General features: G+C 67.7%; 17 protein-coding genes. 2 read left to right on the top strand and 15 right to left on the bottom strand.

What is annotated here, in order from left to right:
- The 9 genes from AC3A6B_RS27560 to AC3A6B_RS27600 form a co-directional block, all read right to left on the bottom strand.
- Window positions 1-618, bottom strand: a 618-nt coding sequence (locus AC3A6B_RS27560; protein ID WP_487839817.1) for a transposase, incomplete at its 3' end; no start/stop codon positions are given.
- A gap of 76 nt (window positions 619-694) precedes the next feature.
- Entirely contained in the window at window positions 695-1,507 is an 813-nt protein-coding gene (dapB, locus tag AC3A6B_RS27565) for a 4-hydroxy-tetrahydrodipicolinate reductase (protein ID WP_487839818.1), read from the bottom strand.
- A 383-nt stretch (window positions 1,508-1,890) separates the two neighbouring features.
- Window positions 1,891-3,243, bottom strand: coding sequence for a TolC family outer membrane protein (locus tag AC3A6B_RS27570; RefSeq protein ID WP_487839819.1), 1,353 nt, complete (start codon window positions 3,241-3,243; stop codon window positions 1,891-1,893).
- A 17-nt stretch (window positions 3,244-3,260) separates the two neighbouring features.
- Complete coding sequence (locus AC3A6B_RS27575; protein ID WP_487839820.1) at window positions 3,261-6,320, bottom strand: efflux RND transporter permease subunit; 3,060 nt, start codon at window positions 6,318-6,320, stop codon at window positions 3,261-3,263.
- Complete coding sequence (locus AC3A6B_RS27580; protein WP_487839821.1) at window positions 6,317-7,426, bottom strand: efflux RND transporter periplasmic adaptor subunit; 1,110 nt, start codon at window positions 7,424-7,426, stop codon at window positions 6,317-6,319. Before AC3A6B_RS27580 ends, AC3A6B_RS27575 begins: the two co-directional genes overlap by 4 nt.
- On the bottom strand, window positions 7,413-7,898 hold the full coding sequence (locus AC3A6B_RS27585; protein WP_487839822.1) for a hypothetical protein: 486 nt from the start codon (window positions 7,896-7,898) through the stop codon (window positions 7,413-7,415). The genes AC3A6B_RS27580 and AC3A6B_RS27585 overlap by 14 nt, the downstream gene beginning before the upstream one ends.
- Before the next feature lie 44 nt (window positions 7,899-7,942).
- Window positions 7,943-8,392, bottom strand: coding sequence for a hypothetical protein (locus tag AC3A6B_RS27590; RefSeq protein ID WP_487839823.1), 450 nt, complete (start codon window positions 8,390-8,392; stop codon window positions 7,943-7,945).
- Window positions 8,389-8,574, bottom strand: a complete 186-nt coding sequence (locus AC3A6B_RS27595; RefSeq protein WP_487839824.1) for a hypothetical protein — start codon at window positions 8,572-8,574, stop codon at window positions 8,389-8,391. The genes AC3A6B_RS27590 and AC3A6B_RS27595 overlap by 4 nt, the downstream gene beginning before the upstream one ends.
- 48 nt (window positions 8,575-8,622) lie before the next feature.
- Complete coding sequence (locus tag AC3A6B_RS27600) at window positions 8,623-11,844, bottom strand: AfsR/SARP family transcriptional regulator (RefSeq protein WP_487839825.1); 3,222 nt, start codon at window positions 11,842-11,844, stop codon at window positions 8,623-8,625.
- Between the two features lie 446 nt (window positions 11,845-12,290).
- Here AC3A6B_RS27600 and AC3A6B_RS27605 point away from each other — a divergent pair, with 446 nt between their 5' ends.
- On the top strand, window positions 12,291-13,406 hold the full coding sequence (locus AC3A6B_RS27605; protein ID WP_487839826.1) for an AraC family transcriptional regulator: 1,116 nt from the start codon (window positions 12,291-12,293) through the stop codon (window positions 13,404-13,406).
- Here AC3A6B_RS27605 and AC3A6B_RS27610 read toward each other — a convergent pair.
- The 6 genes from AC3A6B_RS27610 to AC3A6B_RS27635 all read right to left on the bottom strand — a co-directional run bounded on the left by AC3A6B_RS27610 (window position 13,366) and on the right by AC3A6B_RS27635 (window position 20,203).
- Complete coding sequence (locus AC3A6B_RS27610) at window positions 13,366-14,346, bottom strand: D-2-hydroxyacid dehydrogenase family protein (RefSeq protein ID WP_487839827.1); 981 nt, start codon at window positions 14,344-14,346, stop codon at window positions 13,366-13,368. The two genes, AC3A6B_RS27605 and AC3A6B_RS27610, sit on opposite strands and share 41 nt — an antisense overlap.
- A 64-nt stretch (window positions 14,347-14,410) precedes the next feature.
- Window positions 14,411-15,778 carry a vanadium-dependent haloperoxidase gene (locus AC3A6B_RS27615; RefSeq protein WP_487839828.1) on the bottom strand — a complete coding sequence of 456 codons (1,368 nt, stop codon included), beginning with the start codon at window positions 15,776-15,778 and terminating at the stop codon, window positions 14,411-14,413.
- A 635-nt stretch (window positions 15,779-16,413) separates the two neighbouring features.
- Window positions 16,414-16,974, bottom strand: coding sequence for a nucleotidyltransferase family protein (locus tag AC3A6B_RS27620; protein ID WP_487839829.1), 561 nt, complete (start codon window positions 16,972-16,974; stop codon window positions 16,414-16,416).
- Between the two features lie 106 nt (window positions 16,975-17,080).
- Complete coding sequence (locus AC3A6B_RS27625) at window positions 17,081-17,308, bottom strand: hypothetical protein (protein ID WP_487839830.1); 228 nt, start codon at window positions 17,306-17,308, stop codon at window positions 17,081-17,083.
- A 240-nt stretch (window positions 17,309-17,548) separates the two neighbouring features.
- Window positions 17,549-18,031 (bottom strand): hypothetical protein, encoded by a 483-nt coding sequence (locus AC3A6B_RS27630; RefSeq protein WP_487839831.1) that lies wholly within the window; start codon window positions 18,029-18,031, stop codon window positions 17,549-17,551.
- A 60-nt stretch (window positions 18,032-18,091) separates the two neighbouring features.
- The gene (locus AC3A6B_RS27635) at window positions 18,092-20,203 is read right to left on the bottom strand and encodes a carboxypeptidase regulatory-like domain-containing protein (protein ID WP_487839832.1); all 2,112 of its coding nucleotides are present in this window, start codon (window positions 20,201-20,203) and stop codon (window positions 18,092-18,094) included.
- 141 nt (window positions 20,204-20,344) lie between these two features.
- Between AC3A6B_RS27635 and AC3A6B_RS27640 the strand changes: the two genes are divergently transcribed.
- Window positions 20,345-21,067, top strand: coding sequence for a LuxR C-terminal-related transcriptional regulator (locus AC3A6B_RS27640; RefSeq protein WP_487839833.1), 723 nt, complete (start codon window positions 20,345-20,347; stop codon window positions 21,065-21,067).
- The last annotated feature ends 37 nt before the right edge of the window (window positions 21,068-21,104 follow it).

Raw genomic sequence — 21,104 nt, forward strand, 5'->3', positions numbered from 1 at the left:
CGGCGGCACCTGCGCGCAGTGACGCTCCCACCAGTGCGCCCACTCGCGCCCGCCGATGATGATCTTCGGGCGCAGGTTGTGCAGCACCAGCAGCGAGCCGATGCGGTTGGTGTGCGCGATGCGCTCTCGCGCCAGTCGCTCCAGCTCGCGGTGCAGCCGGCGCGCGTCTTCGTCCTCGGGCGTGGGCTCGTGCAGCACCGACCACACGCGGGCTTCGCCCGCGTGATAACGCAGCAGCATCGCCAGCAGCTTGTCGCCATCGAGCCGGTCGGTCTTGGCTCGCCTGGCGCGTCGGTTGACCTCGATGCTGGCAGAGTCGACCACGATGCTGTCGATGCCTTGCCCGACCAGCCAGCGATGCAGCCACCAGCCATCTCGTCCTGCCTCGTAGCAGGTGTGCACCTTCACTTGTGCTCCGAGCTTGCAGCGCTCCTTGGCCTTGCGCAGGCAGTCAACAACCGCGGTCGTGTCGCCGGCATCTACCGTGTATCGGCTCGCGCTGTGGCGCCCATCGCCGGTGGTCAGTTTCCACTTCTTGTCGCCCAACTCGAAGCTTATGTACAGGGCGCCCTGAATCGCCGTATTCTTGCCTCGTAGGACTGTCTGGGTCGTCGTCATTTCCGTCTCCTTTGCCTAGAAGTTGGAAATCCCGTTTTAGCTAAACGGGGGTGACTCGGGTAGTCCTACATAGCATCTAGAGTTCCATGACCTTGTCCAGCCCGCGCAACACGCCAATGTGCCCTGCCACCTTGCGGATTGCCAACAGGGCTCCGTCGACATAGGGCTCCGCGCTGCTGCCGGCTTCATGCCGCAGGTGCAGGCGCTGGTCTTTCATCCCGAAGATGGCTTCGATCCCGAGGACGAAGCCGGGCACGCGCACCGCGTGCACCTGCACGCCGTTCACGGTCGCGCCGCGCACTCCGCCCGGGCCGTTGACCTTGTCGAGCGGCACGCCAAGCGCAGGCTGCCGCACGTTGCCAAGGCGAAGCGCCAGCTCGCGCCCGGTGCCGGAGGGCGCGTCGGGCTTCGAATCCTTCGCATAGTCGATGAGCTCGAAGTGCGGGATGTAGCGCGCCGCCAGTTCCGCAAAGCGCTGCAGCAGCACGGCAGTCAGGGCGAAGTTGCCGCAGGCCAGCACCCCTCGCTTCGCATCATGCGCGGCGGCGTCGATCCGGGCGTAGTCTTCGTCGCTCAAGCCCGAGCTGCCGATCACCACATGCGCGCCTTTTGCCAGCGCCGAAAGGATGTTGGCCTGGACGGTGGCGATATCGTGCGGCTTCGAGTACTCCACATAGACATCACAGCCTGTCGCCTGCGCCAGTGCGTCCGTGGCAGTGGCGGAGACCAAGCCCGAGAGTTCGGGAACTTTGAGCACCTCGCTTAAGGACCGGCCTGCGCTTCGCTGCCCGACCGCGCCGACGAGCTGCATATCGGCCTGTTGCGCGATGCCTCGCGCCAGTGCCGCGCCGGCCCAGCCGCTGGCGCCGGAAAGAATCACTCGTTGCATCGCTGCTTCCTGCGTTCAAGATGTTGAAGGCCGCACCGATGCGGCCTCTGTGTTGCGGACGATACGCCATGGACTGATGAAGGGCATCGAGGCCATGCGCGCCCCGAGATCTTCGGCGCAAGGCAGGCCGCCGGCAGTCGGCCCAGGAGCCAAATCCGTGCCGTCGCCGCGTCAGCTCCTTTCATCCATCGGCCTCGCGTTGCGCTGCATGTTCCCGCTCGGTGGCCGGCGATGGCGCAAGTGCATACGACGCGCGGTCCGAGGGTTGCGGCGGCAGCCCCGCGCAGCCCGCCGCCAGCACTGCGGCGAGCTCGAGCAGCCATCTGCAAAGCGACCCGCAAGCACGGCCGGCTCCGTGCGAGGAGACAACGCGATATCCATGATCAATCTCCCGGTGCAAGGTAGGTGTTGAGCTCGCGCAGGTGGTCTTCGCGCAACTCCCCGGCCGCCGACGCGAGCCGGATGCGGCCCAGAAGGTAGTCGTTGGTGGCCTGCGCGAGGTCGAGCTCGGCTGCGAAGAGCCGCTGCTGCGCGTCGAGCACGTCCACCTCGGTGCGGCTGCCGACGTCGCGGCCCAGCGTGGTGGCTTCGAGCGCGGTGCGCGCCGACAGCACCGACTGCTCCAGCGCGGCGATGCGCGCTACGCCGGTCTTCACTGCGAGGAAGGCGTCCTGGACCTGCAGGCGCGCGTCGCGCTGCGCCGAGCTCAGTTCCTGCTCGGCCTGGTTTTTCCTGGCGATGGACTCGCGCTGGCGGGAAGTGATTGCGCCGCCCGTGAAGAGCGGGATGTTCAGCTGCACGCCGATGGCCGCGCCGCGGGCGCTGTCCGGCGAGACCGCGGGCGAGAGGCTGCCGTTCTGGCCCTGCCGGCTCAGGCTTGCCACCAGGTCCACCGTCGGACGAGCGCTGAGCGTGTACTTGCCGATCTCTGCGTCGGCGATCGCCAGCTCGCCGTGCTTGATCAGCACGCGGGTGTTGCGGTCCAGCCCTTTCGACTGCCAGGCCTGCAGGCTGTCGGGCTGCGGCGGCACCGGCGCGAAGCCGCGGCGAAGCGCGGCCAGTCCTTCGGCCGGCGCGCCGGTCAGCTCGCGGTACTGCGCTTGCCGCAGCGCCAGCGTGCTCTGCGCCGAGACTTCGCGCGCCAGCACGCTGTCGTAGCGCGCCTGCGCTTCCTGCAGGTCGGTGATCTTGCCGCGCCCGACGTCGAAGCGGGCCTGGGCGCGGTCGCGCTGCATCTCGACCGCGGTCTTCTCGGCCTGCGCGACGCGCAGGGATTCGCGCGCCAGCAGCACGTTGAAATACGTTTCGGCGACGCGCTGAACCAGCTCCTGCTGCGCATCGCGATGGCTGACCTCGGCCAGCTCGGTTTGCTGGTGCAGCTGTTTGCTGTCGGCCTTGGCCTTGGCGTTGTAGAGCGGCTGCACCAGTTGCACCGCCACCTGGCGGACGTTGCCCGAGGTGTCGGACTGGCTCGTGCCGGCGGCCGTGCTGACCGTCGACTTCTCGCTGACGCGCGTGAGGCCGGCCGTGAGCGAGACCTGCGGCTTGAAGAGTGCGCTGCCCTGCACCGCCTTCTCGCGGCCGGCGAGTACCGCCTGGTCGGCGGCGCGGATGGCGGGGTCGACGGACAGCGCCTTCTCGTACGAGCCGATCAGGTCGAGCGCGAAGCTGGCGCCCGCGAGGCATGCGAGGCTCGCGGCGACGGCGGCCTTCATGGACATGGTGATCCTGTTCATCGTCATTCTCCGAGGGGTCATGCAGCCAGCGGCCGCTTCGCGCCGTACCAGCTGGCGTAGAGGGCGGGCAGGAAGAGAAGGGTGAGCAGGGTCGCGACGAACAGCCCGCCCATGATCGACCAGGCCATCGGGCCCCAGAACACCGAGTGCGTGAGCGGCACCATCGCGAGGATGGCCGCCAGCGCGGTGAGGACGATCGGCCGCATGCGGCGCACCGCCGATTCGACGATCGCGTTCCACAGCGGCACGCCCGCCTGCACGTCGTGGTCGATCTGCACCACCAGGATCACCGAGTTGCGGATGATCATCCCGGCCAGCGCGATCACGCCCAGCATCGCGACGAAGCCGAAGGGGATGCGGCAGGCGGCGAGCGTCAGCGACACACCGATCATTCCGAGCGGCGCGGTGAGCAGCACCAACGCCATCTTCTTGATGTCCTGCAGCTGCAGCATCAGCAGCAGCAGCACGGCGGCGAGCATCAGCGGCATCACCGCGAAGATCGAGGCCTGCGACTTGCCGCTCGATTCGAAGGCGCCGCCGACGTCGATGCCGTAGCCCAGCGGCAGGCTTTTCGCCAGCTCGTCGAGCTTGGGCTTGAGCGCGAGCGTGACGTCCGGTGCTTCCGCGCCGGCCACGTCGGCGCGCACGGTGAGCGTGGGCACGCGGTTGCGCCGCCACAGCACGCTGTCCTCGCTGTCGAGCGAGAGCCGCGCCACCTGCGAGACCGGCACGAACCTGCCTTCGCGCAGGTAGATCTTCGCGTCCTTCAGGTTGTTGAGGTCGGTGCGCTCGGGTGCGATCAGGCGCGCGACCACGTCGATGTCCTTGTCGCCCTCGCGGTACTGCGTGATGCTGATGCCCGACAGCGAGCCCTGCAGCGCGCTCTTGATCTGCCGCGAGCTGATGCCGAGCGCGCGCGCCTTGTCCTGGTCGACATCCACGCGCACACGCTTGAGCCGCTCGCCCCAGTCCTGGTTGACGCGCCGCACATGCGGCTCGGCGCGCAGGATCGCGCCCACCTGCTCGGCGATGGCGCGTACCTGCTGCGGGTCCTGCCCGAACACGCGGAACTGCAGCGGATAGCCGACCGGCGGCCCGTTCTCCAACCGGTTGACCCGGCCGCGCACCAGCGGGAAGCCGGCATCGAAGAGCTGCTGGATCTTGGCCAGCACGCGCTCGCGCGCCTCCCCGCCCTTGGTCATCACCATCAGCTCGCCGAGGTTGAGATTGGGTGTCTGCACGTCGAGCGGCAGGTAGAAGCGCGGGCTGCCGTTGCCGACATAGCTGGTGACCGCGACCACGTCGGGGTCGTTCCGCAGCTGCTCTTCGAGCGCCTCGACCTCGCGCTGGCTGGCCTCGAAGGTGGCGGCCTGCGGCAGCCACAGGTCGACCATCAGCTCGGGCCGGTCGGAGGCCGGGAAGAACTGCTTGGGCACCAGGCCGAAGAGCGCGATCGAGCCGGCGAAGAGCAGCGCCGTGACGCCGATCACCCACCGGCGGTGCGCGAGGCAGAGCTCGACGAGGCGCCGGAAGCGCAGGTAGAAGCCGCGCCGGTAGATCGCGTCCTCATCGGCGGCATGTGCCGCGCCGTGGTGCTCGCGCAGCAGCTTGAATCCTATGTAGGGCGTGAACAGCACCGCGACCACCCACGACAGGATGAGCGAGATGCCGACCACCTGGAACAGCGAGAACACGTACTCGCCCGCGCCCGACCTGGCGAAGCCCACCGGCAGGAAGCCGGCCGCGGTGATCAGCGTGCCGGTGAGCATCGGGAAGGCGGTGGCGGTGTAGGCGTAGGTGGCGGCGCGGAACTTGTCCCAGCCCTGCTCCAGCTTGAGCGCCATCATCTCGACGGCGATGATCGCGTCGTCCACCAAGAGGCCTAGCGCGATGATCAGCGCGCCCAGCGAGATGCGCTGCAGCTCGATGCCCAGGACGTACATGACGAGGAAGGTCAGCGCCAGCACCAGCGGAATGCTGAGCGCCACCACCAGGCCGGTGCGCAGTCCGAGCGAGAAGAAGCTCACCACCAGCACGATGGCCACGGCCTCCAGCAGGCTCTTCTTGAACTCGTGCACCGACTCAGCGACCACGCGCGGCTGGTCGGACACGGCATGGATCTGCACGCCCACCGGCAGGCTGGCCTGGATGCGCTCCACGGTGGCCGTGAGTTGCTCTCCGAGCCGGATCACGTCGCCGCCCTTGCGCATGCTGACCGCGAGGCCGACGGCCTCCTGGCCATTGAAGCGCATCTTGGAGGTGGCCGGGTCGACCAGGCCGCGCCGCACCTCGGCGATGTCGCCGAGGCGGAACATGCGCTCGCCGGCGCGGATCCCCATGTTGCGGATGCTGTCGACCGAGTCGAACTCGCCGCTGACCGTGAGGCGCAGCTGCTCGGTCGCGGTCAGCACGGTGCCGGCCGCCTCGACCGTGTTGGCCGCCGCCAGCGTGGAAGCGATCAGCGCCGGGTCGATGCCCAGCGAGGCCAGCTTGGCGTTCGATGCCTCGACATGGATCTTCGGGTCCTGCACGCCCGCGAGCTCGACCTTGTTGACGTCGGCCACGCGCAGGAACTCGTTGCGCGCCGCGTCGGCGAAGTCGCGCAGGTCCTCGGCGCCGAAGCCGTCGCCGGTGATGGCGTAGAGGTTGCCGAAGGTGTCGCCGAACTCGTCGTTGAAGAAGGGGCCGCGCACGCCCTGCGGCAGGGTGTACTGGATGTCGCCGAGCTTCTTGCGCACCTGGTACCAGACCTGCGGCACCGCGGCCGGCGGCGTCGCCTCGCGCAGGTTGACCTTGATCTGCGTCACGCCGGGCTTGGCGTAGCTGCTGATGTAGTCGATCTCGGCCACTTCCTGCAGCTTCTTCTCGAGCTTGTCGGTCACCTGCTCGGCCATCTGCTGCGCCGAGCTGCCCGGCCAGGAGGCCTGCACCACCATGGTCTTGACGGTGAACTCGGGGTCTTCCTTCTGCCCGAGCTTGCCGTAGGCGAGGACGCCGCCGAGGCCGAGCATCATCAGCAGGAAGGCGATCATCTGCGGGTGGCGCAGCGCCCATTCGGAGAGGTTGATCCTGCTCATGGCTGCACCCCCTGCGCGGCGACCATCTTCACCTTCTGTCCGGCATGAAGCATGTGCACGCCCGCGGTGACCACCGTCTCGCCCCCCGCGAGCCCGGCGGCAACCTGCACATGGTCGTCCTGCGCGCTGCCGAGTTCGACGGCGCGCGCGGCGACCTGCGAAGTCTTGGCGTCGACCACCCAGACCTGGGCATGCCCGTCCTTGTGAAGGATGGCGCCGAGCGGCAGGCGGATGGCCGACTTGCCCTCGACATCGGGCGTGAACACCGAGGCCGTCATGCCCAGCATCAGCGCGCTGTCGGCGTCCTTCACCGAGATGCGCGCCGAGTAGGTGCGCGTCACGCTGTCGGTGTCGGGCGCCAGCTCGCGCAGCGCGCCCTGGTAGCGCTTGCCGGGCCGGGCCCAGACGGACACCTGGAGGTTCTTCGCGCGGCGCAGCTCGTCGACGCGCGATTCGGGCACGCTCACCAGCACCTCGCGCTCGCCATCGGCGGCCACGGTGACGACCTGCTGGCCGGCGGAGACCACCTGGCCGGCCTCGGCGTGGATCGCGGCGACCACGCCGTCGCGGTCGGCGAAGAGCTCGGTGTAGCCGCGCTGGTTGACGCGGATCTGCTGTTGCGCCAGCGCCGACCTGAGCTGCGACTCCGACTCTGCAAGTGCCAGGCGCTGCTGGTCGACCTCGGCCTGCGAGGCGAACTTGCGCGCCAGCAGTTGCTCGGTGCGCTGCAGGTCGACGCGGTTTTGCGCCACGCGGCTCTTCGCCGCGTCGGTGCTGGCCACCGCGGCGACCACTTGCAGCGCCTCCTGCGCCGGGTCGAGGCGCATCAGCGGCTGTCCGCGCCGGACATGGCTGCCGACCTCGACCAGGCGGGCGACGATGCGGCCCGAAGCCTGGAAGCCCAGCTTGCTTTCGTAGCGCGCATGGACCTGGCCCGAGTACGTGGCGCCGACCGAGCCGCTCGTCGCGCCGGCCACCACGCTGCGCACCGGGCGGATTTCTTCATGGGCCGGCTCGGCCTTGCGGACGCATCCGGCGATCAGCAGGGCGCCGGCCAGCAGCAGCAGCGGGGCGGCGCCCGGCTTCATGCGTTCAGCGAAGGACATAGCCCCGCCCCTCCATGCAGGCCTTGAAAGCGCGGTCGTACCCTGCCTTCTGCTGGGCGCGCACGGCCTGTTGCTGCTGCGCGGCCTGCGCCGCCTTGATGCGCTCGCGCACCGCGATGCCGACCATGCCCGCCGCTGCGCCATGCGCCGGGTCGTGGTCGGTGGCCGCGGCGAGGGTGGCGCCGCCGGCGGCGCCTCGCAGGAGCCCGCCCGGCGGCATGCCTGCACCCGGCGCCGCGGCCTGCTGCGCCTGCGCGGGATCGAAGCCGGTCTGGCCGCGGGCCCAGCCGTAGCAGGCGTACTTGTCCTGGTCCTGCTGCTTGGCGCTCTGCCCCTTGGCGGGGTAGATCACCGGCGTGGCCGAGCCGGCCGCGTGGGCAGGCGCAAGGCCGCCGGCAAGGAAGATCAGCGAGGCCGCGTGGGCCGCGATGCGCGCGCCGAAGGAAGAGGAGGAGGTGATGGTGTTGCTCATGGGGATGTCTCTCTGTCGAGGTGGTTGGGGGAAACGGAAGGGGTTCAGAGCCCGAGCTGGAGCCGGAACGCCAGGCTCGCGAGCCACAGCGTCGCAATGAAGGCGTGCAGGTAGAAGCCGGCGCCGCTGGTGGTCAGCGGGTTCCAGCGCGAGGGCGTGGGGAAGGGGCGGAAGCGCAGCGCCTGCGCCAGCTCGTTGCCGCGATCGCGCAGGCCGTGCCAGTACGAAGTGGCGCGGAATTCCATCACCAGGAAGGCCAGGCTCACGACGAGCCCGCCGGTCTTCAGGATCTCGGCGCGCGCGAAGCTCACGCGCACGGCGTTCGACGAGAGCGCGGTGATGATGCTGCCGGTGGTGCCCAGGAGCAGCGCGAGCTGGTAGAAGCGCAGCGTCGCGTAGAGCCGCATGAAGTCGCAGACGCTCTTGTATTCCTCGGCCGGGTCGCTGGAGACCGGCGCCGGCTGAGGCGCGGTGAGACTTTCGCCCGCCTTCATGGCGCGCTCCGGCGGCGCACGGCGCGCCGCGCGAAGGGCTTGCGGCCGCTCAGCACCTCGCACAACTCGGCCAGCGACTGGAACGGTGCGATCCGGCTGCTGCGGACATCCTCGACCACGCCGGCCACGACGGCCGCGTCCTGGCGGTAGACGCGGATCAGGTAACTGCGTATCTCTCTCACGGTGACTCCTTTCTCGATGGGGAGTCAGCGTAAGAAGAGGCCGGCTATTTATTGGCTACTTATTCGCGGATCGGCGGCGTCCAGGCGCAAGCTTCGATAGAGCTTCTCCGTCCCAGCCGACGGCGGCAGGCTGAGCGTGACCGACAGCGTCTGCTTCAGCCGGCGGTAGGCGCTGACCGCTTCGGGCAGGCGGTCGAGCCGGTGGTAGCAGCGCATCAGTCCCTGGTAGAAGGGCTCGACCACGCTGTCGGCATCGAGCCCGCGCAGGTACCAGGCGACGGCTTCCTCGTCGCGGTGCGCGGCTTCGAGCCGGCCGGCATGGCCGGCGACGGCCTGGATGAACTTGCCGCGCAGCCGCTCGCGCAGCGCCACCGGCCAGCTCTCGCCTTCCTCCTCGGGCAGGAAGGCGCCGCGGTAGAGCGCCAGCGCCTGCGCGATAGCGGCATCGTCGCCGCTCGCGGCCTCGCGCGCTGCCGCGAGCGCGCGCTCGAAAGCCCAGGCATCGACCCACACGCAGGCGCGGTCCAGCGACAGCTGGCCGCCCTGCTGCACGACCGCATCGCCTTCGCCCAGCAGATCGCGCAGGCGACGGACCGCGGCGCCGAGCGAGCGCGCGGCGGCGTCGCCCGTTTCGTCGGGCCAGAAGGTGTCGATGAGCGCGCTCTCCGGCGCGCTGCCGCCGCGCGCGACGATGGCCTTCAGGAGCGCGAGGGTTTTCTTCGGCGCCTTGCGGCCGAACTCGATCGGCCGGTCGTCGACCAGCAGCTCGAAGCCGCCCAGCGTGCGGATCCGGATCGGCCAGGGCCACCCTGCGATCTCCTCGGCCGGCGGCGCGATGCGCCAGCGGCGCACGAGATGGCGCGCGAACCCGGGCTCGAGGCCGTCCTCGAGCGCCAGTTCCAGCAATATGGGCTTGCGCGTCACCACGCGATGCACATAGGCCGCGCGCGTGCGATCGGCAGCGCCGAGCGCGAGCCCTTCGGCCAGCTTCGAAGAGGCGAGCGCCGTATCGCCCTGAACATGGGCGATGTAGGCCTCTTCGAGCAGGAGCTGGGCGTCCATTGCCTCCAGGTAGCTGCCGCGCGACAGGCGGCGCGCGCTCGCGACGATGTCCTGCGCGCGCTCGAACTGGCCGGCATCGGCGAAGGCGCTGGTGAACAGCACCGGAAACACCGCCTGGAAGTAGGCTGCGCCGACGCGGTCGACCGCCTTCAGGCCCTGCTGCGCGTGGTCGAGTGCGGCCTGTACCTCGCCCTTCAGCTGCGCGAGCATCGTCCGCGCGACGCAGAAGTTCATCTCGGCGTCGGGGTTTCCGCGCGCCGGGTGGACCTCCATGCGCGCGAGCCGGGCCTGCGCCTCGCCGGTGCGGCGGAAGCTGAGGTCCAGGTAGGCGCGGAACTGCAGGGCGGCGAACTCGGCATGGGCCAGGCCTTCGCCGCGCGCCAGGTCCTCGGCGCGCTGGAAGCGTGCGGCTGCCGCTTCGTAATTCGCCTGCCGGAGGTCGTGCATGGCCCGGAAAACGAACCAGAAGGCGCGGTTGAGCGCGCTCGCGGGCAGCGCCTCGACTGCAGCATCGACCTTGGCCGCGAGCTGCATCGCGAGCTCATGCTCGGCCGCGTTGTGGAAGTAGGTGATGAGGTGCGTGGCCGTGGTCAGCCGCTGGTTCCAGTCGATCGCGGCATCGTCGATCAGCCCCAGCAGCTTCGGCCCCAGGCGCCGCACCGCCGGATGCCCCGGCCGGCAGAAGGCGAGCGCTGCGTGCAGCGCCGACATGCTCAGGAGTTCCACCGCCGCGGTGGGAAAGCGCAGGTCTTCGCGCATCAAGGGTTCGAGCCGGTCGACCCAGGGCGTGATCTCCGACCAGCCCAGGCGCGCATGCCACAGCGTCTGCACGATCGCGGCGCCGCAGGCGAGCTGGCCGACCACGTCGGCCTCCTCGGCGAAGCGCCGGTGGTGCGCCTGGAAGACCTGCAGCGCGCGCTCGGGCGCGGCCGCCATCAGCGCACGGCCTTCCCAGTAGCCCAGCCAGGGGTCGCCCTCGCGCGCGGCCTCGGGCATGCGGCCGATCCATCCAAGCACGGTCTGGCGCCGGCCTTGTTCGAGAAGGCCCTCGGCGTGCACGGCCACGAGGCCGGCATAGGCGTCCCAGTCGGCTGCCTCGGCGAACAGCGCCTGCGCCTGCTCCCAGTGACCCGCGGCGTCGAGCAGGCGGCCGGCGCGGCGGCTGATGTCGCGGATCGCGGCTGCTTCCATGCTCTCACGCGCCTGGTGCTGCAAGAAGGTGCGGAACAGCGCGTGGAACTGGAAGACGTAGGTTGCCGCCGGCGCAGCGACGCGCCGCCGGTCGGTGAACAGGTGCCGCTTGTAGAGGTGGTCGAGCAGGCGGCCCGCGTCTGGGAGGCCGGTCAGGTTCTCGGCCAGCTCGACTGTGATCAGCGGCAGGAAGGCCAGCTGCATCAGCGCCCGGCGATGCTCAGGCACAGTGCCGTCGAAAACCCGCTGCGCGAAGTAGCCGAACACATGTTGCAGCGATTCGGACTCGTCTTCCTCATCCTGGCCGACATGCCCGCGGGTGCGCGTCAAGAGAAGGGTGAGGCCCGCGGCCCAGCCATGCGAGCGCTCGTGCAGCGCCTCGATCGCGGCGTCGCTCGTGATGCCCCGCTTGCGCGCAATGGCCTTGGTTTCGGCGAGGCTCAGCCGCAGCTGCTCGCCGTCGAGCACGGCGAGCGCGTCGGCGGCCAGGAGCGGCGCATAGTCCGCGGGCGGCTCGAGGCGGCTGATGACGACGATGTTGACGCCCTCGGGCACCTGTTCCATGCCCTCCGCCATCACCCGGTGGAAGGCGCAGGCCTCGGGCACCTCCTGGAAATTGTCCAACACCAGCAGCGCGTCGGGCCCGAGGCTGTCGAAGAGCTCGCGGAAGAAGCGCCGCGCGAAACCGCGCAGGTCCTGCAGGTACTCGGGTGTCAGCAGCGGCAGCCGCTCGGGCGCCTTGAGCGCGCCGGCGCCAGTGGCCGCGAGCCGCAGGTGGTAGATGAAGGAGGCGGGGTCGGCATCGGCGGCATCCAGCTGATACCAGATGCAGGCGCGCTTGCGGGCTTCGAGGTGGCTCGCGAGCAGGGTGGTCTTGCCGGCGCCGGGCTGTGCGCTGAGCCAGACGACCGGTCGCCGCAAGGCCTTATCGAGCAGGCCGAAGAGGCGCGTGCGCGCCAGCACATCGTGCAGCCGGGGCCGCGAGATCTTGGCAAGGGCTACCTGTTTGCCGGACATGCGCTCTACCTCGCGCGCATGATACGGCGCGCCGGCACCAGAATGATGTGGAGTCTTCACTTGCTCCACGGTCGGCGAGTGCCTCAGAGAACCGCCCTCAGAAGACTCAGCGGCCGTCTGATCACGCCGGGAGACGCTTGCGCGTCGTCTGCCCTATTCGGTGCCAGTCGGTCCTCAGCCCTGGGCGCACGCGTTCGCCCTCGGCCATTCGGGGGATTCCCTCGATTTCTTCACTGCGTATTCTTGAGGAGCAATGGCTCGCTCGCGGATGGGAGCTGATGCAGGCGAGCGACCCGGCCGCGGCGTGCGTTTTCAGCCGGGCGAGCATCTAGCTGCTCAGGTGCACAACTCAAGATTCATCCCGATGGAGGGCAACGGCACTGGCGATGGGTCGAAGATTCTGCCGCAGTGGCTTCGGCCATTCTCGAATTCACTTCGAAGCCGGCATGTCAGTGGAGATCACGATGAATGAGACGAATGGTCGGCACGCGGAAGCTCCGGTCCGAATATCCGGCCAACCGCCGGCGGCCGATGCACTGTCGGACGTGCTCAGCCAGGTTCGACTGACGGGCGCCATGTTCCTCAACATGGAGCTGTCGGCCCCATGGCTGACCGAATCGCCCCCTTCGCATGTGCTTGCCCAGGTATTGATGCCTGAGGCCGAATTCCTGATCGAGTATCACCTGATCGTCGGTGGCAGCTGCTGGATCAAGCTTCTCGACGAGGCTCCCGTCAGACTGGAGGCTGGCGATGTCGTGATGTTTCCGCACGGCGATCCGCACCTGATGGGCAGTGAGCTGAAAGGCGAAGCGATATCGGCGCAGAACCTCGTCACCCCGGAACTCGGACTTCTGCCGCGTCGGCACTACGGCGGCGGCGGCGCGATCACCAAGGTCGTGTGCGGCTATCTCGCGCTCGACCGCAGTGTTTGTGCCTCGCTGTTCGCCTCGCTGCCGCGCCTGCTTCGTGTCAGCGCGCGCGACGGCGACGTCAGCGACTGGATCCGCAGCTACGTCCGGCTGAGCATGGGGGGGCGCAGTGCCGAGCGATTGGGAGGCGCGTCGGTGTTGGCAAAACTGTCGGAGCTGCTGTTCGTCGAGACGATCCGGCGCTTTGTGGAGAGCCTGCCGCCCGAGCAGGCCGGGTGGCTCGCCGGAGCGCGTGATCCATTCGTCGGGCGGGCGCTTGCGCTGCTGCATTCGAACCCCGCCAGGCCATGGACCGTGGAATCGCTGGCCCAGCAGGTGGGACTGTCGCGCTCCTCCCTCTCGGACCGCTTTCTACACTTCATCGGACAACCGCCGATCCAGTACCTCACGCGGTGGAGGATCAGTCTCGCGGCCCAGCGACTGCGCAGCACGAACAAGAGCTTGTTCGCGATCGCCGATGAAGTCGGCTACGAGTCAGAGGCTGCGTTCAACCGGGCATTCAAGCGCCACTTCGGCTTGCCGCCTGCAGCATGGCGCAAGAAAGCAGCATCGCCGCGCGTCGATGCCGAGTCGCCGACACCGGCTTTGCTTCTCATCGACGCCGACTCAGGACCTCAGGGTTCACCACGTTGATCGGGTTGCCGCCGGCGTACGCAACGATCTGGTCGAAGACGTCGGTGAACTGGACTTCGTACTCATCGCGCGACACGTAGCCGATGTGAGGCGTGCAGATCACGTTGTCCAGTTGCAGCAGCGGATGGCACGGATCCAGCACCGGTTCTTCTTCGTAGACGTCGACCGCAGCGCCGCCGGGCCGGCCGGCCTTCAAGGCGGCGACCAGCGCCCCCGGCGCGATCAGGGCGGCGCGGCTGGTGTTGACCAGCAGCGCCGAAGGCTTCATGCGCGCCAGGTCCTCGGCCCCGACGATGCCGCGTGTGCGGTCGACCAGGCGCAGATGCAGGCTCACGACATCGCATCGGCCGAAGAAATCGGCCTGACTCTCGGCCACGCGATGGCCGTCCGCCCGTGCGCGGGTCAGCGAGGCTTCACTCGACCAGATCAGCACCTCCATGCCGAACGCCCTCGCGTAACGGGCAACCTCGCTGCCGATGCGGCCGTATCCGAAGACGCCCAGGGTCTTGCCTCGCAGCGTGGTGCCCACGCCGATCTGCCAGCGTCCGGCCTTCATTGCGGCCACCTGCTGGGGGATCTGGCGCGCCGCGGCAAGCACGAGCGCCCAGGTCAGCTCCGCTGCGGCGTAGGAGGGCGTGCCGGCATGCTGGCTCGACGACACCACGATGCCAAACCGGGTGCAGGCATCGACATCGATATGGGGATACACGCTGCGCTGGCTGATCAGGCGCAGCTTCGGCAAGCGCGCGAGCAGCGGTGCGCGGATCTGGGTGCGCTCGCGAATCAGCACCAGCGCCTCGGTGTCCTGCAAGCGCTGCGAGAGCCCTTCGTCGTCCTGCACGTGGTCGTTCCAGACGGTGACCTGATGGCCCTCGAGCTTGCGGAAGCACTCCAGGGTGCGCAGCGTGTCGAAGTAGTCGTCGAGGATGGTGATCCGCATGGCTGGGCTCCAATCGATGGCTGACGGTTCGCCGGCGACGCGCGATGCGCTCGAGCGCAAGAGGTTAGCAGCTCGTCGTGCAGAGCTTCGCCTGCACCAACTGCTCGTCGGCGGGCCGCGTGAACGTCTCCACGACATGGCGGCCGATGTTGCGGCCGAGCTTCAGGCCCTCGTTGGTCGCGAAGCGGAAGTGCAGCCCGGCGCGCACGCGGGAGTCGGCGTTCTCCTGCGCGGCCTGGCTGAAGCTCTTGAATTCGCGCACAGGGTTCGTGGGCAGCGCCGACGACGATGCAAAGCTGAAGCGGACGTCGTCGCGACCGAAGGCATGCGCCAGCACCGTGGCCGCAGCGGCGCCGAGTGCGCTGTGGGTCGACGGATAGTCCTGCACCGGCGGTGTCGGCAGCATCGGGGTGAAGGCGGCATCCGCCTCGGTGTGTGCATTGCCGTCCTCGGCGCCAAGCCGAATTGCCGTCACCGGGCGCCAGAGGTTGTAGTGCATCTTGGAGTCCCAACCCGCCACGTAAGCGTCGGCCATGGCCACGTTGAGCATCGCGAAAGTGCGTGCGCGCTCCACCAGACGCTGCTTGTTCTTGCGAGCCACCGTGCGGGCGATGCGGTTCCAGCCGATGTCCGAGAACTCGTACCAGAACGCCGCGTAGTGCGTTTCGTCCGGCGTGCGCCTGGCGTCCTTTCGATCGCTGCCGACACGCTGGACCTCCTGATACGCCCTGGCGTATTCGTCGCTGTGGAGCGCGGGCGGCGCCGGCACTCGGAACTGGCTCGGCGAAGTCAGTGCGAACGGCTTGATCTTGCGCCAGTGCGGGCTGAACAGAAGATCGAAGCCCGGCGTGAAGCGATACTCGCCGGGCTTCGAACCCGGTTGGTACGGCTCGCTCGCTGCGCTTCCGTCATCTGTGCGGCGCGACAGCACCTGCTGCGCCGCGGCCTTGCCCACTGCCGCGCCGACAGCGGTCGATTCGCCGATACCCGCATCAACGAGCGAGGCCTCGAGTGCCGCCGCCAGCAGCCCGTCCTGCTGCTTCGGGTAGATCGCTGCCAGGACATCGTGGGCGGCATGGGCCGCGGCCACTGCGGCGTCCGCTTCCTTCTGCGCACGGCTCTGCGCGGGTGCCGAAAAGGATCGGGTGCTCGCCGCCTCATGCATCGCCAAGTGCATCATGGCAAGCGCCCGGGACGCGGCGAGCGGATTCTGGTAGCCGTCGGCGGCCTTGATGACCTGGTACGCGGTGGCGTTCCAGTCGATGACCACTTGATCGCAGTGATCGGCGCACCACGAGATCGCGCGATGTTCGGAAAGCCGGGTGGCGGCAAGCGCGGAGCCTGTGGCCGCAAGCGCGGAAACTGCAGCCAGGCCGATGGCGATCGACATGGCCAGTTTGCGCCGCTGCGAGAGATTGAAACGGTTGGACATGGAAAGCTTCCTTTCGTTGACGGACTGATCTCAGACATGCGGCGGCACGCGCTGCGGCGATGAGATCGCCTGCAGCCGCCTTGGCTACATCGCTTGGCTTCACTGATCGGCTCACGAGTCACGCTCGCAGAAATGAACTCGCGCGTGGCCGCGATCGAGAAGATCAGAATGTCGAGCGACGAGTCGCGGGCCCTGCCAATCGCCGCCGCATCCTGGATTCGATTCCCTCAGTGCAGGGCTGCAGTTTGAAAGTGACGATGCGTGCGGTAAATGATCGACACGCTGAGTCTGTTGATCGAGCGTCCAGGCCGCGCACCAAATGCAAGTCGCAGGCCGCGCGAGCGATCCGATTTCACGCAGCGTCTCGACATCCAGCAGCCCGCACGACACTTTTCTGGCTGGGCGCTCAGGGTCGTCCAGCGCCCTGTTGCAGGCAAGTACGGCCTCGCGAGTTGCCGCTTCACGATGATGTCAACGCACGTTTTGCGAGCAAGGCCCCAATGGTGGTCTTCCCGGCTCCGCCGGAGCCAACGAGGTGAACAATGGCTGTCATTGGCTGCGCACGATGCCCGGCTCAAAGTTAGGCGCCGGCCGGACCCGAGCGCTGTCGCCCCGGAGCTATCGAAATGAGTTGCCTACGGGACGATAGTGAGCCAGGGCCAGCGCGCTTTGTAGTCGTGCGCCTTGCGACGGAACAGGTCCGGAATTGGGTGGCGAGGATTCATTCGCAGGACCCCGGAAGCCAAATCGTCCAAACCGTCGGGTGCGTATAGCTTTCGACTGGTCATGTCGATACCAACGCAGGTGCAGGAAATGAGGTAGCGGTCAATTCCATCGCGAGTGGACGTGAGCTGCGGATATCGAACTCCAAAGCGCTGTTCGTACCAAAGATGCACCCGCGCTTGATTTCTGACCTCAACGTTGACACCGAGGTCAGCGACGCTTCGCTGGACGAGATTTATGACCGCGTCTTCGGCTTCCCACGACAAATCGGTGTCGTCGAAATAGAAGACGTCGTAGTCTTTTACGCCCCATTCTTCTCGCTGTCCTGACAAGGAGTTCCACGTGGCTTGAAAAAGGCAGCCGGCCGTCAGAAAGCATTGGCTCAAACCGAGATGTGGCAAACGAGAAGCAAGTTCCGCGTTCACAGGATTTCTCAGGGCGGCATCGATGAAATGGATTGATGTCAGCTTCATCGTGCTAAGAGCTTGTGGGGCCGCATTCTGCCCAAGTTTCGAAAGACCACTTCTGCCCGAGCTTGCGTGCACACGGGCCCCCTGCTCATCGGCGGCTTGCTCGACATCAGCTCGGGCGCTCAGCGACGATATGGGTTGTGTGGACGGCGGTCGTAACGGTCGGGCACGCCATCGCGGTCGCTGTCCCGGCGTGCGTGGCGGTAGTAGGCACGGCGGTCATGCCGATAGGAGTCGGCGCGGTGGTCATGACGGTGGTGATGGCCATGCCGTGTGACGTGATGCGGCGGGGGCGGCGGAACAACGACCACGTGAGGGCGATGGCCGCGGTCTCCATGGTGCGGCTGTGCTTGAGCAGGAGCGCTCAATGCGGCCAATGCGACCACGGCTGCAGCGCCGACAGCGAAAAACATCTTCTTCATGGCAGCTCCTTCGAGCAGTTGTTTTCAGGAGCTCCGATACTGAGCGCGAAATGTGAAGGACAGGTAAGGCCGGAGCGAAATTTCGATGAACGTTCTGCGGGCCATCCTGACGCGTTCAGGAGCTGCTCTGTTCGCCCTGGTGGGCTTCAACGAGTTCAACTCAAATCAGCGTCGAAGGAATGGCTGCACTTAGGGCAGGCGATCTGCACATGTGTACCGAGTGGAGCACGCAACCGCTGCGAACACGTCGGGCAAGGCAAGACAAGCAGTTCGCCCGCGGGGGCGTCCAGCTTGAACTGCTCTTTGGCAAGCCGTCTCAGCTCCATCAAGGGCCCCTGTACTTCGTACCGGAACTGCGCCTTTGCCGTTTCGGCGATGGCGAGGTACTTGGCAACGATCCTTCTGAACCGCCAGGACCCATCTACCGGCAGGGCTTTGAGTCGCTCGACGACATAGCTCAAAGCAATGTCGTGATCCGTCGGCCGATAGTGCGCCAACGTCGCCCCAATTTCCTGCACGCGCTGGTTCAACCGCTCGTCGTACGGAACACGGTATTCCAGCACAAGTAACCGCACGGCGGCAGCGGTGGTCCTTCCACGGCGCCAGCCCTGCAGCAACGAGTTGAACAATCCAGTCATAGCATCCTCATCAAAGAAAAACAGCCCCGAGCGGGGCTGTTTTGGAAGCCGCCGCGGCTGCTACTGGAGCTTGTAGAACCCGATCTTCTTGCTGATCTCGACCTGGCGCGCATTGCGGGCCCAGAGTTCGACAGTGTTGATCGATGTGCCCTCGGCGTATTGCTGGCCGAAGGTGTTGTCGCAATGCTTGTCGCTGATGCCTTGCGTCGAGCAGAACACCATCCCCCTGCGCGCCGAACTCGCCACGCCGGCGCTGTCGTTGAATCGCGCGCCCGGCTGGCCGGCGGTGGTGCTGCCGAAGGGCGCACGACCGTACACGGCCAACGAGGTCGGCGCCAGCGCGCCCTGCGGCACGGTCCAGGCGTCCAGCTGACCGTCGGTGCTGAAGTCGACGTTGTTCGGGTCGTTCTGGCTGGGCGCGCCGAAGATGCTGGCGCCGTTGGTCGCGATGTCGGTATCAGCGAGCAACTCGGCACGCATCGTCGCCGTGATGTTCGCAAAGGCGAGCTGCCGGATCTCGGCGACCGACTGCGCGCGGGCCAGGGTGCGGTACTTCTGCGTCGCGATGCTGGCGTTGCTGGTGTCGAAGAACTCCAGCGTCCACACGCTTTGGTTCTGCAGCGCCGCGATTTGCGCGTCGGTGTACTGTGTGCCCACGAAATAGAGGCCGAGCTCCTTGTCGGCCGGGTTGCCGGCAGTGGCCGTGTTCTGGTAGGCGCCGGCGAGCCGAACGATCGGGCTGCCGCTCGGCGTCACGCCGTCGTCCTTCATCACCACCAGGTATGACAAGCCCGACTGCGGCACGAAGGTGCGCACCACGCCGTCGGGCGCGGTCACCAGCACCTTGCTGAAGATCGGGTTGCCGCTGCCGTCGGTCCTGTTGTCGATGTTGATGTTGTAGCCGGTGGTGTAGGAGCTGAAGTTCGGCGTAGTGATCAGGTCGCGGTGCTCCGAGAAGGGGCGCACGCTGGCGCTGTAGTCGTAGCCGTTGCCTGCGAGCTTGAGCGTGCCGCCGACATTGCGCGCAATGAGGGTGTCGCTCTCGGTATTGCCGGCCGTGTCGGTCCAGCGGTAGCTGAACACCAGGTCGCCGTTGGCGCGCACGAACTCGAAGTTGCCGCGGTCCCATACCAGGCCGGTGGGGCCGGGCCTGAACAGGCTGTTGAATGCGCCCCGGTTGCTGGCGTTGCGGCCCACGGTGTTGCCGTTGCTGTAGTAGGTGGACGGGTCGTCGCCGACAAACAGCGTGCGGCAGGCCGGCGCAATCACGTCGGCCGGACCGCCTGTGACGGGGGCCGTGTCGTTCGGCGCGTTGACCCGCTGCGACAGCGGGAGCGCATAGCAAGCCGTGAGGCGCGCGAAAAGGTCAGCTACCGTCGCCGGCGAGGGCGTATTCGTCAACGCGCTGGCTTCGATGGCGGGCAGCACCGGAGTGGTGGCGCTGCCGGTGCTGTAGCTGATGGACAGCGGCGAGCTGCCATCGGCCGAGGGCGTGGCCTTGACCGTGATTTCGATGTTGGCGGCGGTGCCGTCGGGCAGCACGCTGACCGAGATCGAATCGAGCACCTTGTCCTGGCCGGTGCCGTCGGCCGCGAAGCTGCCCGAGATCGGGTCGATCGCCCCCTGGCCCAGAGCCGACAACAGCGGGGCGATGGCGGCTACCAGTTCGTCGGTCTGCTTCTTGATGGTGTCGGCCGTCACAGCGCTGGGATGAGTCTGGATCGCACCGGCCAGGCTGGCGGGGTTGCCGTCGGGCGAGAGCTCGGCCACGATGATGGTGGTCAGCGGAGTCACGTTGGCGGTGCCGCCGGTCGCGCTGGCCGTGGTGCTGTAGAAGGTCTGGTCGTCGCGCACGGCCTTGATGACCAGCGGTGCCTTGGTGCTGGCCGGCAAGGTGCAGGCATAGGCGCCGGCGCTGTCGGTCTGGGTGGTGCAGACCGTGGCCCCGGTCTGGTCGACCACGGTGATCGTGGCGCCGCTGAACGCCGCGCCGGTGGCGGCCACGCCGCTGAGTTTGGCAGCCGTCGTGGTGCCGCCGGTGTCGGTGCTGCCCGTGCCGCCGGCGGCGATCGGGAATCCTCCTCCACCTCCTCCGCCGCCTCCGCAGGCGGCCAGCGAGAGCACCAGTGCCGCGGCGCAGCCGGCACGGATCCTGGGGGAAATGGATGTCATGAAAAGAACTCCTCGTGGTTTTGGGTTGTTTGACAAGCGCTTGCGTGAAAAGAAGCGACGCGAGTGTCGAGGCAGGGTCTGCGAGAGCGCATCCCATGAACGAGTGAGGCGAGGGCGGCCTGCGGCGGGTTCTGTGGCTTTATGCTCACCGCCATGCAAACAGAGGGATCCGAGGCGGCGACGGCGAGCCGTTGGAACGTGCTGGTGGTCGAGGACGATCGCAATGCGCGCGCGTTCTTCGAGGCCAGCGTGCGGCGTTGCCCCCAACTGCGCTGGCTGGACGGCCTGGGCACGCTGCGCGAAGCGCTGGCCTGGCTGGCCGACACCGACGAGATCCCCGACGTCCTGCTGGCCGACCTGGGCCTGCCCGACGGCAGCGGGCTGGACGTGATCCGCACCGCAGTAGCGCGCTTTCCGGAATGCGAGCCGCTGGTGGTTTCCGTGTTCGGCGACGAGGACAACGTGCTCGCCAGCATCGAGGCCGGGGCCGTGGGCTACATCCACAAGGACGCCGCGCCCGAGGACATCGCCCACACGATCCTGGAAATGAAGGCGGGCGCTTCGCCGATCTCGCCGATGATCGCGCGCCGCGTGCTGGCCAAATACCGCAGCCTGCGGCTCGGGCGCGACGTCCCGCAGCCGGCGCTGCCGGAAGCGCCGCCCCTGCTCTCGGCGCGCGAGCAGGAGGTGCTGTCGCTGATCGCACGCGGCTTCTCCTATGCCGAGATCGCGCGCCTTCACGGCCTGAGCGTGCACACCGTTCAGACGCACATCAAGAATCTCTACGGCAAGCTCGCGGTGCATTCGAAGAACGAAGCGGTCTTCGAAGCCATGCGCCTCGGGCTGCTGCGCCACCCGGGCTGAGCGTGGCGATGCGGGCCTGGCTGAGTCGGGGTGTCCA

This window comes from Variovorax sp. Soil_C_33, from assembly GCF_057656935.1.

Coding starts and splice junctions, on each gene's coding strand:
- AC3A6B_RS27625 (WP_487839830.1), bottom strand. CDS start 17,308: ATGGAGACCGCGGCCATCGCCCTCACGTGGTCGTTGTTCCGCCGCCCC.
- AC3A6B_RS27585 (WP_487839822.1), bottom strand. CDS start 7,898: ATGAGCAACACCATCACCTCCTCCTCTTCCTTCGGCGCGCGCATCGCG.
- AC3A6B_RS27640 (WP_487839833.1), top strand. CDS start 20,345: ATGCTCACCGCCATGCAAACAGAGGGATCCGAGGCGGCGACGGCGAGC.
- AC3A6B_RS27590 (WP_487839823.1), bottom strand. CDS start 8,392: ATGAAGGCGGGCGAAAGTCTCACCGCGCCTCAGCCGGCGCCGGTCTCC.
- AC3A6B_RS27620 (WP_487839829.1), bottom strand. CDS start 16,974: ATGAAGCTGACATCAATCCATTTCATCGATGCCGCCCTGAGAAATCCT.
- AC3A6B_RS27605 (WP_487839826.1), top strand. CDS start 12,291: ATGTCAGTGGAGATCACGATGAATGAGACGAATGGTCGGCACGCGGAA.
- AC3A6B_RS27615 (WP_487839828.1), bottom strand. CDS start 15,778: ATGTCCAACCGTTTCAATCTCTCGCAGCGGCGCAAACTGGCCATGTCG.
- dapB (WP_487839818.1), bottom strand. CDS start 1,507: ATGCAACGAGTGATTCTTTCCGGCGCCAGCGGCTGGGCCGGCGCGGCA.
- AC3A6B_RS27610 (WP_487839827.1), bottom strand. CDS start 14,346: ATGCGGATCACCATCCTCGACGACTACTTCGACACGCTGCGCACCCTG.
- AC3A6B_RS27635 (WP_487839832.1), bottom strand. CDS start 20,203: ATGACATCCATTTCCCCCAGGATCCGTGCCGGCTGCGCCGCGGCACTG.
- AC3A6B_RS27580 (WP_487839821.1), bottom strand. CDS start 7,426: ATGTCCTTCGCTGAACGCATGAAGCCGGGCGCCGCCCCGCTGCTGCTG.
- AC3A6B_RS27600 (WP_487839825.1), bottom strand. CDS start 11,844: ATGTCCGGCAAACAGGTAGCCCTTGCCAAGATCTCGCGGCCCCGGCTG.
- AC3A6B_RS27570 (WP_487839819.1), bottom strand. CDS start 3,243: ATGAACAGGATCACCATGTCCATGAAGGCCGCCGTCGCCGCGAGCCTC.
- AC3A6B_RS27575 (WP_487839820.1), bottom strand. CDS start 6,320: ATGAGCAGGATCAACCTCTCCGAATGGGCGCTGCGCCACCCGCAGATG.
- AC3A6B_RS27630 (WP_487839831.1), bottom strand. CDS start 18,031: ATGACTGGATTGTTCAACTCGTTGCTGCAGGGCTGGCGCCGTGGAAGG.